Origin of the sequence: Micromonospora deserti (genome assembly GCF_003236335.1) — a bacterium.
GTDB classification, from domain to species: domain Bacteria; phylum Actinomycetota; class Actinomycetes; order Mycobacteriales; family Micromonosporaceae; genus Micromonospora; species Micromonospora deserti.
Window position 1 is genome coordinate 1 of the sequence record NZ_POUB01000145.1, and the last position, 15353, is coordinate 15353.

Sequence of the window (15353 nt, forward strand, 5' to 3'; positions counted from 1 at the left end):
ATCATGAAGTTGTGGTCACGACACGCCGGCGCCGCGGGCGATAGCTTCATGATCGACCGGGGGTGGGGCGCGGAGACGCGAACGAGCGGCCGGCCCGGGTGAGGGGACGGCCGCTCGTCGGCGGGGGTGAGATCAGGCGGCGAGCTTGGCGAGGTGCTGCTTGACCTGGTTGATCGAGGGGTTGGTCAAAGCACTGCCGTCGGCGAAGCGCAGCGTCGGCACGGTCTGGTTACCGCCGTTGACGCTCATCACGAACTCCGCCGCTTTCGGGTCCTGCTCGATGTCGACCACCTCGTACCCGATGCCCTCCCGGTCGAGCTGCGACTTCAGCCGGTGGCAGTAGCCGCACCACGAGGTGGAATACATCGTCAACATGTCGGTCCTCCAACGGTCCGCTCGGCGGCTTGCCGATCAAGCCCAGGCTAACCGCTGCAACGCTCCGCACGGCTGAGACAATTCCTCGCTGTGGTGGTTCACTCAGCGTCCGCACGCGTGCTTGCCGGGCTGGATCCGGAGCAGCGGTCGGCGGTGACCGCCCCAGCCGGCCCGGTCTGCATCCTGGCCGGCGCCGGCACCGGCAAGACCCGGGCGGTCACCTCCCGGATCGCCCACCGGGCGTTGACCGGGGATATCTCCGCCCGGCACGTGCTCGCGGTCACCTTCACCGCCCGGGCCGCCGCCGAGATGCGGGCCCGCCTGGCCGCGCTCGGGGTGGCCGGGGTGCAGGCCCGGACGTTCCACGCGGCGGCGCTGCGGCAGGTGCGCTACTTCGCGCCCCGGCTGCTGGCGGGGCGGGCGATGCCCGAACTGCTGGACAGCAAGGTTCGGTTGGTCACCCTCGCCGCCGCCAAGGTCGGCCTGCGCGCCGACCGGGCAGCCGCCCGGGACCTCGCCGGTGAGATCGAGTGGGCCAAGTCGTCGCTGGTGGAGCCGGCGGAGTACGTCCTGACGGCGGCGAAAGCGTTGCGGGACACCCCGCACGAGCCGGCCAAGGTCGCCGATGTCTTCGCCGCGTACGAGCGGCTCAAGCGGGCCAACGGTGTGATCGACTTCGAGGACATGCTGCGTGCCGCGGTGTGGGGGATCGAGGAGCACCCGGACGTCGCCGAGCAGGTACGCGGCCAGTACCGGCACTTCGTCGTCGACGAGTACCAGGACGTCAACCCCCTCCAGCAGCGGCTGCTGGAGGCGTGGCTGGGCGGCCGGGACGACCTGACCGTGGTCGGCGACGCCAGCCAGACCATCTACTCGTTCACCGGCGCCACCTCGTCATACCTGGTCGACTTCCCGCGCCAGCACCGCGGCGCGACAGTGGTCCGGCTGGTCCGCGACTACCGCTCGACCCCGCAGATCGTCGGGCTGGCCAACGCGGTGATCTCGCAGGCTCGGGGCGCCGAGGCGCGGCTGCGGCTGGAACTGGTCGGGCAGCGCCCGCCGGGGCCGGAACCGGAGCTGCGGATCTTCACCGACGAGCCGGCCGAGGCCAACGCCGTCGCCGCCCGCTGCCGGGCGCTGGTCGACGCCGGCACCCCGGCGCGGGAGATCGCCGTGCTGTTCCGGACCAATGCGCAGTCCGAGGCGTACGAGAAGGCGCTGACCGAGGCGGGGGTGCCGTACGTGGTGCAGGGCGCGGAGCGGTTCTTCGAGCGGGCCGAGGTGCGCCAGGCCATGGTGGCGCTGCGGGCCGCCACCCGCGCCATCCCGGGTGAGACCCCACTGCCCGCCGCCGTGGTGGAGGCGCTCACGGCGGTCGGTTGGGCGCCCGACGCCGCCCCGGCCGGCGGCGCCGCCCGCGAGCGGTGGGAGGCGCTCGCCGCGCTGGTCCAGCTCGCCGAGGAGTACGCCGCCACTCCGGAGGTGCTGCCGATCGGGCCGGCCGCCGCGGTGGAGCGCCCGGTCACCCTGTCCGACTTCAACGACGAGCTGGCCCGCCGGGCCGCCGCCCAGCACGTGCCGACCGTCGACGGGGTGACCCTCGCCTCACTGCACTCGGCGAAGGGCCTGGAGTGGGACGCGGTCTTCCTGGTCGGCCTCTCCGAGGGCACCCTGCCCACCACGTACGCCAAGACCGCCGAGCAGGTCGAGGAGGAGCGCCGGCTGCTCTACGTCGGCATCACCCGGGCCCGGGAGTGGCTCTGGCTGTCGTACGCCTCGGCCCGCGCGCCGGGCGGGCGGGCCCGGCGCCCGTCCCGGTTCCTGCCCCAGCTGGATCGCTCCGGCGGGACGGAGCGGGCCGGCGCGGGCGCCGGGCGGCGCCCGGAGCGGCGGCGCACCCAGATCGTCTCGTGCCGGATCTGCGGCGCCACCCTGCTCGCCGGACCGGACCGCAAGCTCGGTCGCTGCCCCACCTGCCCGTCCGACATGGACGGAGCGCTGCACGAGCGGCTGCGCGAGTGGCGCCGGCGGGTGGCGGACCGCCAGCGGGTCCCGGCCTACGTGGTCTTCACCGACGCCACGCTGGTGGCGCTGGCCGAGCGCCGTCCCACCCGGCCGGAGGAGCTGATCGCGATCGCCGGGATCGGCCCCCGCAAACTCGGCCTCTACGGCGAGTCGGTGCTGGCGCTGGTGGCCGGCGCGGCGGTCGACGACGTCTGCCCGGAGAAAACTTTCGAAATCTCGTCGGAAATTCGTTTGCCCTCGCCCCCGGGCGAGGAATAGCCTCAGGACACACCTCGCGAGCGGCGCCATTTCGGCTGCTCACGGGGGGTCGAAGTCATGTCGGCACGAGTGAACGTCAGGGAGGTGGCACCAATGGAGATCTACACCTATGAGCGTCCGGCGGCGCTGCCAGCTGCCGTCGCTCCGCTGTCGGCTGTCCGGGTTGCCGCCGCGGCTGCGCGACCGTGGGCCCCGCAGGTGCACCGGGTTGAGGTTGAGGCCGAGCTGATCCTTGCCACCGCGCCGAACGGGAACCAGGAGACCAATGGCTTCACGGGCATGGGCATCGATGGCGCCAAGAAGCGCACGGATGTCCGCGGAGTTCCACCTCGAGGTAGACCGGTCTGATCACCAGACCACCGGCTCACCTCGAGGCCGCGGAACCCGCACACCGGGATCCGCGGCCTCAGTTTTTGTCCCGCCGAAGTACGTCGGAAGTGCGATCCACGAGATCGAAGTGAGAGAGAGGTGACCGGGCGATGAGTCTGGCGTTGGCCCCGCTCGACGTGAGCGTCGAGGTGGAGGCGAACCTGCCCTGCCGGAAGTTCGACCCCGACCTGTGGTTCTCCGACTCGCCCACCGAGCTCGAGCTGGCCAAGTCGCTCTGCGGAGACTGCCCGCTGCGCGTCGAGTGCCTCGCCGGCGCGGTGGAGCGGGCCGAGCCGTGGGGCGTCTGGGGCGGCGAGATCTTCGAGCGTGGCGCGGTCGTCCCGCGCAAGCGGCCCCGTGGCCGTCCGCGCAAGGAGGACCTCGCCCGCGACGAGGCGCTCCGGGTCGAGGCCGAGGCGCGGCTGGCGGCCAGTGGCCTGTCCGGCTCGCGCAACGCGGTCCGGCTGGCGGCCTGACATGAACCCGATCCTGACCATCCCCGCCGGTGCCACACCGGCGACGAGGAGAGAGCTGACCACCATGCTGCACGTCCCGAACGGAGCCGTCGAGATGCAACTACTCCACGAAGCGTTGTCCCGGGCCCGAATGCGCCGGCCTCAGGCCGGTCGTACCACCACGAGCACTGAGGCAGCCCGATCCGCCCGTACCGTCGCGATGAACGGCCGTAACCAGTCGGCGCGTGACCTGGGCGTTCTCTGACAACCACCGATGCCGAGGGGCGGGTGGCCGGTTTTCCGGCCACCCGCCCCTCGGCGTGTGTTCCGTCCCGCCGGCGGCTCGGGCCGGCTCAGGTGACCGGGGCGAAGCCGGGCAGCCAGCGTTCCAGGATGGCGCGGTAGGGCGCCTTCGCCTCAAGCTGGCACAGCACGCCGATCGACCCGAGCGTCACCCGGTGGATGAGCAGGTACGACGGCGGCAGGTTGAGTTGGCGGCTCAACTGGTAGGCGGGGGAGCGGGGGCTGGCCAGCCGGGCCGCCTCGGCCCGCAGCCAGGCCCGGGTGAACCGGAACTCCTCCTCGGCGACCGGGTCCAGCATCGGCCGGATGAAGTCCAGCACCGCCTGGGCGTCGATCGACTCGGCGCCGCTGAGGAAACCCTCCTCGCGTAGCCCAGCCACCACCTGGTCCGCCTCGCCGCGCAGGGCCAGCCCGGCGAGGCGGCCGATCGGCTCCGGCGTCCCCTCCGGCATCCGGGCGACCGCCCCGAAGTCGATCACGCCGAGCCGGCCGTCCGGCAGTAGCCGGAAGTTGCCCGGGTGCGGGTCGGCGTGCAGCAGCCCGGCCCGCGGTGGCGCGGAGAGGTGCAGCGTGGCCATCAGCCGCCCCGCCTCGTCGCGCTGTTCCTCGGTGCCCTCCCGGATGATGTCGGCCAGCGGGATGCCCTCCACCCACTCGGTGACCAGCACCCGGGGCGCCGCCGAGACCACCGCGGGAATGTAGATCTCCGGATCGTCGGCGTACGCGGCGGCGAACGCGCGCTGCGACTCGGCCTCCAGCTCGTAGTCGAGTTCCTCGGTGATCCGCTCCCGCAGCTCGGCCAGGAGCGGCTTGACGTCCAGCCCCGGCTGGATCGCCCGGAACATCCCGCCGAGCCGGGAGAGCTGCTTGAGGTCGGCGAGGAGGGCCTCACCCGCGCCCGGATATTGGATCTTGACAGCCACGTCCCGGGTGTTCGGTGCGCCCGACGGCCCGTAGCCCGGCTCCCGCCAGACCGCCCGGTGCACCTGCCCGATGCTGGCCGCCGCGGCCGGGATGTCGTTGAATTCCACGAACCGGTCCCGCCAGTCCGGGCCGAGCTGCTCGGTGAGCACCTTGTGCACGCTCGCCACCGGCAGCGGCGGCGCGGCCTCCTGAAGCTTGGTCAGCGCCTGCCGGTACGGGGCCGCGATCTCCTCCGGCAGGGCCGCTTCGAAGACCGACAGCGCCTGCCCGAACTTCATCGCCCCGCCCTTGAGCTGGCCCAGCACGCTGAACAGCTGCTCGGCGGTGCGCTGCTGGATCTCCGCGGAGATCACGTCGGAGGCGAGCCCGGTGACGCGCTTACCCATGCCGAGGACGGTCCGACCGGCGAAGCCGAGCGGCAGAGCGGCGAGCTTGGCGGTCCGGGACACGGCCCGGCGCGGGATGTCGGTCACCCGGTCATTGTTACCGACGCGAGGGGCCGCCGGCTGCTGTGCGGCCGGGCTGGGGTGGCCCTCGGGGCTTCCCGCGGGCCGGCCGGGTCATCTGCCACCGCCGGGCGTCGGCGGTCGCGCCGCCTGCCGGTCGGTCGTCAGGCGCGCCACCTGCCCGGACGTCGGTCGCGACCGCCTCCTCGGGCGGTTGGTCGGCCGCGCCGCCCGCCGGTGCGGGCCGCCGGTTCACGACTCCGCCTGCCCGCCGCCCGGCTGGTCAATGCCGCCGGCGCGCACAGCCGCAGGACGGGTGCGGGGACCAGACGCGGCGGCGAAACCGGCCCGCCCCGGCGATCTCCACCGTGCAGCCGAGGGTCTCCGGGGTGCCCCCGTCGAGCTGGGTCAGCGCCTCCGCCGCCGCGTACGCCCCGGCGGCGAGCAGCGTCGCGGCGGCGCACGCCTGCTCGGGGGCGTCGGCGGCGAGCTGCGCGGCCAGCGCCGGCCAGTCCGGGTCGCGGTCGGTGCGGTGCAGGTCGAGGCAGTTCAGGCACGGCCCGACGGGCGGACGGACCAGCGGCCCGACCACCGGCACGCCCTCCCGGAGGCCGACCAGCAGGTGCGCCTGGCGACGCTGGGCGTGACCGGCCGCGAGCAGGGCGGCCGGGCGGTCCGTGCCGAGCTGGATCACCAGGTCGGCCCGACCTCGCCGGAGCGGGCCGGTGCCGGTGCCGGGGGCCGCGGCGCCCAGCGCGTCGCGTACCGCCTCGGCGAGCGGGCGGCCGAGGGCGGTGGCCGGGATCCCCGTGCCGATCAGGTCCGCCGGGCGGACCGGACCGGCCAGGTCGGGGTGCACGTGCCCGACGCCGGCCTGGGCCAGAGCGAGGGTCACCGGGGCGCCGGGGCGACCGGCGCCGGTGACCACCACCCGGGCGGCGAGCCGGCGGCGCAGCACCTGGGCCGGGGTGCCGGGCAGCCGGGCCGCGGCCAGCGCGAGCGCCCCGGCTTCGGCGGCCAGCCGGGCCCGGGTCGGCCCGGCCAGGTCCCTGGGCAGCAGGGTGTGTGCGGGAACCACCAGGCCCGCGCCCCGCAGGGCGTCGAGCAGCGTACGGGCCTCGTCGGGGGCGACGTCGGTGCGGGCGGCGTGCTCCAGGATGCGCCGTTCGCTGCGGGTGCCGTCGAGCAGGTCGAGCAGCCGGGCCGAGCGGGGGTTGGCGACCTCCAGCAGGACGGCCCGGCCCGGTTCGACCCCGAGTTGCAGGGTGTGGCGGTCCCGCCAGAGTCGGGTGAGGCCGGGCAGCAGTGTCGGCCGGGGAAGGGTGGCACGATTCATGACGACGAACAGTGACCGAATCCCTGCTGTCCGTCGATCGTTGTCCACAGGTGTGCGGTGCCCTGTCCAGGGTTGTCCACAGGAAATGGCGAGATATCCACAACCGGCGGGTAACTGAGTCGGGGAGCCGACAGTGCCATACCCGGCCGGGACGTCGGGAGGGGTGGCCGCCGGCCACCCCTCCCGACGAAAGCCGTACGGGTCAGACCTTCGCCTTGCCCAGGATGCGGTTCACTGTTGTGCCGCACACCGGACACTTGCCCTTGGCCATGTTCATCCCGGTCTTCGAGACCTCGATGCGCCCCTCGAAGTCCCGCTTCTCCTTGCACTTGACGCAGTAACCGTTGTACGTCTGGGCCTGGTCGGCCACGGTGCCCTCCTCGTCTCGTCCGCCGGCCGATGCCGTTCCGGCGGGTTTCCCGGCGGCGGGCCACGCGGGGCACCGGCGCTGGGTCTTTCTCCGCGGTCACCTTCGTGACCGCTGGTCCGCGGACCCTACCCAGGTCTGGGCGGTTCCATGTCAGCTGTGCATCGCCACTGTGAGCAAGTCGACGTCGAGAGTGTGCACGGCGAATTAGGTCTGATAAGTCACTTTGGCGGGGACACGCCGACCAAACCCCTCAGACGCCCCGACAGGTACCCCCGATCGGCGATGGCCGGAATGATCACCTACCGTGGAGGCGGGCACGGGTTACGACGCTCCGACGGCCGCCACGAAGCGTGACGGCGACGCTCCGCGACGGTCCGGCAAAGAAATTTTCGGGACTCCTGGCTACCAATCCCCATTTTCTGGGCGCGTGTCGAGGGGTTGACCCTTGCGGACCCCTGGTCAGTACGCATTAGCTTTCCCTCGTGACAGGAAACCGAGGCTGAGCGGCCCCGATGGCAGGGGTACGAAAGCCGGTCGTCGAGGTACGGCGCAGCCAGCGCCGGCGACGCACGGTGTCCGCGTACCGCGACGGTGAGCGGGTCGTCGTCCTCATTCCGGACCAGTTCTCCCGAGCCGAGGAGAGCGAGTGGGTCGACCGGATGCTCGCCCGGCTCGCCGCCCGGGAGGGGCGGCTCGCCCGCTCTGACGAGGAACTGCTCGTCCGGGCCACCCGGCTGATCAGGCTCTACCTGGCCGAGCACGGCACGGAGGCGGTTCCGGCCAGCGTCCGGTGGGTGACCAACCAGAACGGCCGGTGGGGGTCCTGCACCCCGGCGGACCGGACCATCCGCATCTCGCACCGCATCCAGGACATGCCCGACTGGGTGATCGACTACGTGCTCCTGCACGAGTTGGCGCACCTCATCGTGCCCAGCCACAACGCCCGGTTCTGGGAACTCGTGGGCCGGTACCCGAAGACCGAGCGGGCGCGGGGCTACCTCGAGGGTGTCGCCGCGGCCGCGGGCACGCCCCTGACCGACTGACCACCGCCCGTCCGGCGCTGCCGCCCCTGTCCACGCTGCCCCGCCCGTCCGGTTACGCACCGTGTGATCGACTCCGGGGTCGGCGATGTGGCGGAGCCGTGCAGGCGCGATGCCCCCATCTCGCCGAGGCGGAGTCGATCATAGTCGTCGGCCTGGCCGTACGCGCGTAGGGTCGGGGCGTGGCACGACGTGTGGTGGTGGCGTTGCTCGGGCCGGTCGTCTGGGCGCCACCGGGCATCGACCCGGTGGACTGGCGGACGGCCCTCGCCGAGGACGTGGTCGACCTGCTCGCCACGCTCAACGAGGTGGAGACCGCGGTCGCCGTGACCCCGGCCGACCGGTGGCTGGCCGACGCCGTGGTCTGGCCCGGCATGGCCGTCCACGAGGTGCCCGAGCCGACGGTCAACGCCGTCTTCGCCGCCCTCCACCGACCCGGCCGGCCCGCCGGCGACGGCGAGGGCCACGAGCGCTCCGGCGGAAACGACCACGACTCGCCGACCGGTGTCGGGTACGACCAGGCCGCCGTGGTCGCCGGGGACGCCCCGGACGTGCCGGGGCTGACCATCGGCAAGCTGCTCCGGCCGCTCAGCAGCCGGCCGGTGGCGGTGGCCCCGGCCGAGGGGGCCGGTCCCGGTCTGCTCGGCGTGGCGGCCCGGCTGCCCGTACCGGGGTGGTTGCCGGCGTTGGAGCTGGACAGCGGGTTGCCCGCGACGGTGCGTGCCGCGGCGCCGCGCCCCGGCGACCTCGCGGTGACACCCGCGTGGCACCGGCTGCGCGGCCCCGCCGACCTGGCCTTCCTCGATCCGGCCGTGGAGGGCTGGGAAACCACCCGTGCCCTGCTCTCCGGGGCCGGCCGTCCCGGCTGATCAGCGGCGGGCGTCTCCGCCGTCGGTGTCGTCCGGGCGCCGCTCCGGCTCGCCCGGGGCCTTCTCCTCCGGACCACCCGGCGCGCTGAAGTCGAAGTTCTCCAGCTCACTGAGGTCGAGCTGGGAGCGGGCGAAGGCCACCGGATCGGCGAAGTCGTCGTCCGACGGGAGCAGGTCGGGGTGGCCCCACAGGGCATCCCGGCCGCCGATCCCGCGGTGCTCGGTGAGCGCCGCCCAGAGCGCCGCCGCCTCGCGCAGCCGGCGCGGGCGCAGCTCCAGCCCGACCAGGGCGGCGAAGGTCTGCTCGGCCGGACCGCCGGCGGCCCGGCGACGCCGGAACCCCTCGCCGAGGCGTACCACGTTGGGCAGCCGGCCGCCGGCCGCGCTGTCCACCACGTGGCACACCCAGCCCTCCACCAGGGCCAGCGCGGTCTCCAGCCGGGCCAGCGAGGCTTTCTGGGCCGGGCTGTCCTCGGGAGTGAAGATGCCCTCCAGCGCGATCGCCTGCATCGACTCCGGGTCGCTGGGGTCGACCCGGCCCATCGCCTCCTCGATCGCCTCCCGGTTGACCCGGATCCCGGCGGCGTACATCTCCACCGCGCTGAGCACGTGCCCGCGCAGCCACGGCACATGCTGGAAGAGCCGCTGGTGGGCGGCCTCGCGCAGGGCCACGTAGAGCCGGACCTCGTCCTCGGGCAGCTCCAGGCCCTCGCCGTACGCCCGGATGTTGGCCGGGATCAGCGCGGCCGTGCCGGCCGGGCCGAGCGGCAGCCCGATGTCGCCGGCGGAGAGCACCTCCGCGGCGAGCGAGCCGAGCGCCTGGCCGAGCTGGCCGCCGAAGAGCGCGCCGCCGAGGGTGGCGACCATCGACTGCATCGGCCCCAGCTGGGCCCGGGCCTCCGGCGGCACCAGGTCACCCATCGCGCCGACCATCCGGCTGGCCACCGGGTCGCAGAGCTTGCGCCAGACGTCCAGCGTCTTGAAGATCCACTCGTTGCGGTTCCAGGCCACCGAGGTCTGGATGCCCGAGGGCAGCGCGGAGGCGGGCTCCAGCCAGAGGTCGGCGAGCCGCAGCGCCTCCTCCACCGCGTTGCGCTCGTACGGCGAGACCGCCGGGTCGCCTGCGGCGGCGAGCTGGCTCGCGGCCACCTGCCGGGCCAGGTCCCAGTTGACCGGCCCGCTACCCGACGTGGAGAGCAGATGCTGCAACTGCGACATGAACTGCTGCATCTGCGCGGGATCGTTGGGGTCTGGTGGTTGCCCACCCGGGAGCGCGAAACCGAACGGAATATCAGGCACGACGTCTACGGTACGCGCGCCGCGCCCCGGGGCGCCGCCGCCGCCGTTGCGCTGAGGGCGAAGTCCCGGTTCGTCCACCGGCCACCGCCACCCCGGTCGGTACGCTCTGCCGCATGAGACGTCGCGGCGTGACCGTCCTGCTCGGTGCTCTGCTCACCACTCTGCTCAGCATCGGCGTGCTCGGCGCGCCCATCCCGTACGTGGTGCTCGGTCCCGGGCCGACCGTCGACACCCTCGGCAAGGAGGACGGCAAGGACGTCATCCAGGTGACCGGCCGGGAGACGTCCACCTCGCAGGGGCAGCTGCGGCTGACCACGGTGGGGGTGCAGCCCACGGTCAAGCTGCGCTCGGCGATCCAGGGCTGGTTCGCCGACGACGAGGCGGTGGTGCCGCGCGAGCTGGTCTACCCGCCGGGGGAGTCCCAGGAAGAGGTCGAGAAGCGCAACGCCGAGGACTTCGAGGTGTCGCAGACCAGCGCGGAGACCGCGGCGCTGCGCGAGCTGGGCTACCCGGTGCAGGTGGTGGTGAAGACGGTGGCGGCCGACGGGCCGTCGGCCGGCGTGCTCCGGCCGGGCGACGTGGTGACCTCGGTCGACGGCCAGCCGGTGCCGGTGGCCGGCCGACTCACCGAGCTGATCCAGGCCAAGCCGGCCGGCAGCACGTTGGAGATCGGCTTCACCCGCGACGGCGCGGCGGCCACCGCGAAGGTCACCAGCCGCGAGCAGGACGGCCGGGCCCGCATCGGGATCGATATCGAGCAGCAGCAGCCGCACCCGTTCACCCTCTCCATCGACCTGGAGGACATCGGCGGGCCGAGCGCTGGTCTGATGTTCGCCCTCGGCATCGTGGACAAGCTGCGCCCGGAGGACCTGACCGGCGGGCGGATCATCGCCGGCACCGGCACCATCGACGACGAGGGCCGGGTCGGCCCGATCGGGGGGATCCCGCAGAAGCTGGTCGGCGCGAAGCAGGCCGGCGCGACGGCGTTCCTAGTGCCGGCGGAGAACTGCGCGGAGGCGGCGCGGAACCCGCAGCCCGGCCTGCCGCTGCTGAAGGTCGCCTCGCTGGACGAGGCGCTGGCCGCGCTGGAGACCCTGCGGGCCGGCGGGCAGCCGGACCGGTGCTGACCAGGCCGGGCCGTCGCCCCGGGCGGCCGTCGCTGACCGGCCCCGACCAGCGGCCCGCCGGCACCGGCCAGCCGGCCCGGGTAGCGCCGCCGACCCGCCCGCGGGCATCCGCACACGACCTCGGCCTGACCGTGGACCGACACGTTCAGGAATACCCCGTACTCTTGGTGCCTGGTCGGAGCCGATCACATCGAGCGTGCGGAGCCAACAGTGGTCATGCGTAGCAGCAGCCCCCTGCCGAGGATGAGCCGACGCGGACGCGTCACGATCGGCGTGCTGGTCGGGGTGTTCGTGCTCTTCACCCTGCTCGGGTGGGGTGTCCAGGCGTGGACGGACTGGCTGTGGTTCGACGAGGTCCGCTACACCCAGGTCTTCACCGGGGTGCTGGCCACCCGGCTGCTGCTCTTCTTCGCCGTCGGGCTGGGCATGGCGGTGATCGTCGGCGGCAACCTCTGGCTGGCCCACCGGCTGCGGCCCCGGATGCGGCCGCACTCGCCGGAGCAGGCCACCCTGGAGCGGTACCGGATGCTGCTGAGCCCCCGGCTCGGCACCTGGATCGCGCTGGCCGCCGGCGTGGTCGGCCTCTTCGCCGGGCTGTCGGCGCAGAGCCGGTGGAACCAGTGGTTGCTCTTCCGCAACGGCGGCGACTTCGGCGTCAAGGACCCGGAGTTCGGGGTGGACGTCGGCTTCTACGTCTTCCAGCTGCCGTTCTGGCGTTACCTGCTCGGGATCGGCTTCACCGCGGTGGTGCTGGCGGTGATCGGGGCGCTCGCCGTGCACTACATCTTCGGCGGCGTCCGGCTCCAGGGCGTCGGCGACCGGATGACCAACGCCGCCCGGGCGCACCTGAGCACGCTGGTCGCCGTCTTCGTCCTGCTGAAGGCCGTCGCGTACGTGCTCGACCGGCGGGCGATGCTGCTGGAGTACAACGACGGGGCCAACGTCTACGGCGCCGGCTACGCCGACGTCAACGCGCTGCTGCCGGCAAAGGAGATCCTCGCCTACATCTCCATCGTGGTGGCGATCGCGATCATCGTGTTCTCCAACGCCTGGATGCGGAACCTGGTCTGGCCGGGCATCTCGCTGGCCCTGCTCGGTGTCTCCGCCGTCGCGATCGGCGGCATCTACCCCTGGGCGGTGCAGACCTTCGAGGTGAAGCCGAGCGCCCGGGACAAGGAGGCGCCGTACATCCAGCGCAGCATCGACGCCACCCGGGCGGCGTTCGGGCTCACGGCCACCAAGACATCGGCGTACGCGGCGAACAATCTGACCCCGCCGGCGAGCCTGGCCACCGACACGGCCGTGGTGCCGAACGCCCGGCTGCTCGACCCGCAACTGGTCAGCGAGACGTACACCCAGCTCCAGCAGGTCCGCGGCTTCTACGACTTCGGGCCGAAGCTCGACATCGACCGGTACGGGGTGAACGGCAAGACCCAGGACTACGTGGTCGGCGTCCGGGAGATCAACTACAACGAGCTGACCGCGCAGCAGAACAACTGGATCAACCGGCACACCGTCTACACCCACGGCTACGGCCTGGTGGCCGCGCCGGCCAACCAGGTGGTCTGCGGCGGGCAGCCGTTCTTCGTCTCCGGTTTCCTCGGCGAGAAGTCGCAGGAGGCGTGCGCCGCGCAGACCGAGCAGATCCCGGCCACCCAGCCGCGGATCTACTACGGCGAGCGGATGGAGACCGGCGACTACGCGATCGTCGGCGAGGCCGACCCGGACGCCAACCCGTCCGAGTTCGACCGGCCGGTCGGCGAGGGCGGCGACAACGGCCCGGAGTCGTACTACACCTACACCGGCGAGGGCGGCGTCGAGATCGGCTCCTTCACCCGCCGGCTGCTCTACGCCATCAAGGAGCAGGAGTCGAACTTCCTGCTCTCCGAGGCGGTCAACGAGAACTCCAAGCTGCTCTACGTGCGCAACCCGCGCGAGCGGGTGGAGAAGGTCGCCCCGTTCCTCACCGTGGACGGCGACCCGTACCCGGCGGTGATCGGCGGCCGGGTGCAGTGGATCATCGACGGCTACACCACCGCCGCGACCTACCCGTACGCCGAGCGGGTGAACCTCCAGCAGGAGACGACCGACGAGCTCACCGGCCGGGGCACCTTCCAGCTGGCCCGGGAGAACGTCAACTACATCCGCAACTCGGTCAAGGCCACCGTCGACGCGTACGACGGCACGGTGCGGCTCTACGAGTTCGACGAGACCGACCCGGTGCTCAAGGCCTGGAACAAGGCGTTCGGCGGTGACCTGGTGCTGCCGAAGGAGGAGATCCCGGCCGAGCTGGTCGCGCATTTCCGGTATCCGGCCGACCTGTTCAAGGTGCAGCGCAACCTGCTGACCCGGTTCCACGTGACCAGCCCCGGCGACTTCTACTCCGGTCAGGACTTCTGGCAGGTGCCGAACGTGCCGGACGCCCCGGACAGCGGGCAGAAGCAGCCGCCGTACTACCTGTTCACCCAGTTCCCGGGCCAGGAGTCGCCGCGCTTCCAGCTGACCGCGGCGGTTACCCCGAACGGCCGGCAGAACCTGGCCGCGCTGATCTCCGGGTCGTACGTGGACGGGCAGCCGCAACTGGCGGTGCTGGAGCTGCCGGACCAGACCCGGATCTCCGGCCCGGTGCAGGTGCACCAGCAGATGACCAACAACGCCAACATTCGGCAGCAGCTGAACCTGCTCTCCTCCAACCAGGCGCAGGTGCAGTACGGCAACCTGCTCTCCCTGCCGTTCGGCGACGGGATGCTCTACGTGGAGCCGGTCTACGTGAAGAGCAACCAGCAGGACGCGTACCCGCTGCTGCAGAAGGTGCTCCTGTCGTACGGCGACGGCGGCTCGTTCGTGGTGCTGGCCGACAGCCTGACCGACGGCATCAAGCAGCTCGTCGAGCAGGGCAAGCGGGCGGCCACCCCGGGCGCGCCGCCGCCGACCGACGGCACCCCGCCACCGACCGGGACGCCGGCCGACCCGCCGGCGCTGACCGGCGAGCTCGCCGCCGCCGCCAACCGGGTGCAGGCCGCGATCACCGAGGTCCGGGCCGCGCAGGCGTCCGGCGACTTCGAGCGGTACGGCCGCGCGCTCAAGGCGCTGGACGAGGCGCTGACCGCGTTCCAGCAGGCCCAGCAGGCGGCGGCGCCGTCGCCCGCGGCCACCCCGGGCGGCAGCCCGGCGGCGTCGCCGGCCCCCGCCGGCAGCGCCACGCCGGCACCGGGCGGCTGACCCAGGCGACAGCGCGACAGCGCCCCCGGCCCACGGACCGTCCCGGTCCCGGCGCCGGGGGCGCTGTCGTCTTCCCGACCGGGCCGCAACCGGCGGGGTCCCTGGTCCGTCCTGTTCTGCAAATGCGGAAGCGATCCGGGATGCGTGGTCGGGACATGAGGGACGCGGCAAGTTTCGACGAGTTCTACCGGAGCACCTCTCGGCGGATGCTCCGGTACGGCTACGCCGTCGCCGGCGACTACACCGAGGCGCAGGACCTGGTGCAGGAGGCGTTCGCCCGGGCCTGGCGGCAGTGGGGGAGGCTGGCCGGCCACCCCGCGCCGGAGGCCTGGCTGCGGCTGGTGGTCGTCCGGCTGGCCACCGACCGGTGGCGCCGGCTGCACGGCTGGCGCGCGGTGCTCAGCCGTACCGGGCCACCCGACGACGTGCCCCCGCCCAGCGAGGACGGTGTGCTGCTGGTCGGCGCGCTGCGCCAGCTGCCGGCCGCCCAGCGGCAGGCCCTCGCCCTGCGCTACCTCTTCGACATGTCGGTGGAGGACATCGCCCGGGAGACCGGGGTGCCCGCCGGCACCGTGAAGTCCTCGCTGTCCCGGGGCCGGGCGCGGCTGGCCGCGTTGCTGCCCGACCTCTCCACCGCGGAGCTGGAGGCCAACGATGTCGCGTGAACTGTCCGGTCTCTACCGGTCCCTGGCCGAGGAGGCCGACGCTCGCCGCCTGGTCGTGCCCGAGATGCTCCGTCGGCGCGCCGACCGACGGGCCCGGGTCCGGGTGGCCGGGACCGCGCTCGCGGCGGCGCTGCTGGTCGGTGGGGCGGCCACCGGCGCCCAGTTGGCGCTCTCCCCGCAGCGCGGCCCGGTGCCGCCACTCGCCGGCACCCCGACCCCGACGGTCACCGCCCCGACCCCGTCGGCATCGCCGAGCCCGTCGACCACGCC

At 73.1% G+C, this 15353-nt stretch carries 13 protein-coding genes and 1 pseudogene; 9 read left to right on the top strand and 5 right to left on the bottom strand.

Going from position 1 to position 15353, the window contains the following annotated elements; all coding sequences use genetic code 11:
• Window positions 1–132: 132 nt before the first annotated feature.
• Window positions 133–375: a mycoredoxin gene (locus C1I99_RS19645; RefSeq protein WP_111135685.1), complete on the bottom strand. Its 243-nt coding sequence runs from the start codon at window positions 373–375 to the stop codon at window positions 133–135.
• A gap of 90 nt (window positions 376–465) precedes the next feature.
• Here C1I99_RS19645 and C1I99_RS19650 point away from each other — a divergent pair, with 90 nt between their 5' ends.
• From C1I99_RS19650 to C1I99_RS19660, 3 genes are all read left to right on the top strand, one after another.
• Window positions 466–2658 carry an ATP-dependent DNA helicase UvrD2 gene (locus tag C1I99_RS19650; RefSeq protein WP_111135686.1) on the top strand — a complete coding sequence of 731 codons (2193 nt, stop codon included), beginning with the start codon at window positions 466–468 and terminating at the stop codon, window positions 2656–2658.
• Between the two features lie 93 nt (window positions 2659–2751).
• Window positions 2752–3006 carry a hypothetical protein gene (locus C1I99_RS19655; protein ID WP_111135687.1) on the top strand — a complete coding sequence of 85 codons (255 nt, stop codon included), beginning with the start codon at window positions 2752–2754 and terminating at the stop codon, window positions 3004–3006.
• A 131-nt stretch (window positions 3007–3137) separates the two neighbouring features.
• A complete protein-coding gene (locus tag C1I99_RS19660; protein WP_111135688.1) occupies window positions 3138–3503 on the top strand; it encodes a WhiB family transcriptional regulator in 366 nt (121 codons plus the stop codon).
• Between the two features lie 332 nt (window positions 3504–3835).
• Here C1I99_RS19660 and C1I99_RS19670 read toward each other — a convergent pair whose 3' ends face one another.
• The 3 genes from C1I99_RS19670 to C1I99_RS33385 form a co-directional block, all read right to left on the bottom strand.
• Complete coding sequence (locus C1I99_RS19670; protein WP_111135690.1) at window positions 3836–5182, bottom strand: ABC1 kinase family protein; 1347 nt, start codon at window positions 5180–5182, stop codon at window positions 3836–3838.
• Between the two features lie 256 nt (window positions 5183–5438).
• The gene (locus C1I99_RS19675) at window positions 5439–6491 is read right to left on the bottom strand and encodes a hypothetical protein (RefSeq protein ID WP_111135691.1); all 1053 of its coding nucleotides are present in this window, start codon (window positions 6489–6491) and stop codon (window positions 5439–5441) included.
• A gap of 202 nt (window positions 6492–6693) precedes the next feature.
• Window positions 6694–6861, bottom strand: coding sequence for a DUF5679 domain-containing protein (locus C1I99_RS33385; RefSeq protein WP_165945332.1), 168 nt, complete (start codon window positions 6859–6861; stop codon window positions 6694–6696).
• Between the two features lie 512 nt (window positions 6862–7373).
• Here C1I99_RS33385 and C1I99_RS19680 point away from each other — a divergent pair.
• Entirely contained in the window at window positions 7374–7904 is a 531-nt protein-coding gene (locus tag C1I99_RS19680; protein WP_111135692.1) for a M48 metallopeptidase family protein, read from the top strand.
• Window positions 7905–8083: 179 nt separating this feature from the next.
• Complete coding sequence (locus C1I99_RS19685; RefSeq protein WP_111135693.1) at window positions 8084–8770, top strand: hypothetical protein; 687 nt, start codon at window positions 8084–8086, stop codon at window positions 8768–8770.
• Here C1I99_RS19685 and C1I99_RS19690 read toward each other — a convergent pair whose 3' ends face one another.
• Window positions 8771–10069: a zinc-dependent metalloprotease gene (locus C1I99_RS19690; RefSeq protein ID WP_199562278.1), complete on the bottom strand. Its 1299-nt coding sequence runs from the start codon at window positions 10067–10069 to the stop codon at window positions 8771–8773.
• A 113-nt stretch (window positions 10070–10182) separates the two neighbouring features.
• Between C1I99_RS19690 and C1I99_RS19695 the strand changes: the two genes are divergently transcribed.
• The 4 genes and pseudogenes from C1I99_RS19695 to C1I99_RS19710 all read left to right on the top strand — a co-directional run.
• The gene (locus tag C1I99_RS19695) at window positions 10183–11196 is read left to right on the top strand and encodes a YlbL family protein (RefSeq protein WP_111135695.1); all 1014 of its coding nucleotides are present in this window, start codon (window positions 10183–10185) and stop codon (window positions 11194–11196) included.
• A gap of 216 nt (window positions 11197–11412) precedes the next feature.
• Complete coding sequence (locus tag C1I99_RS19700) at window positions 11413–14418, top strand: UPF0182 family membrane protein (protein WP_199562280.1); 3006 nt, start codon at window positions 11413–11415, stop codon at window positions 14416–14418.
• Between the two features lie 155 nt (window positions 14419–14573).
• A complete protein-coding gene (locus C1I99_RS19705) occupies window positions 14574–15083 on the top strand; it encodes a SigE family RNA polymerase sigma factor (protein WP_111135697.1) in 510 nt (169 codons plus the stop codon).
• Window positions 15073–15353, top strand: a pseudogene (locus tag C1I99_RS19710) (hypothetical protein); the annotation flags it as partial. The gene C1I99_RS19705 and the pseudogene C1I99_RS19710, both read left to right, overlap by 11 nt.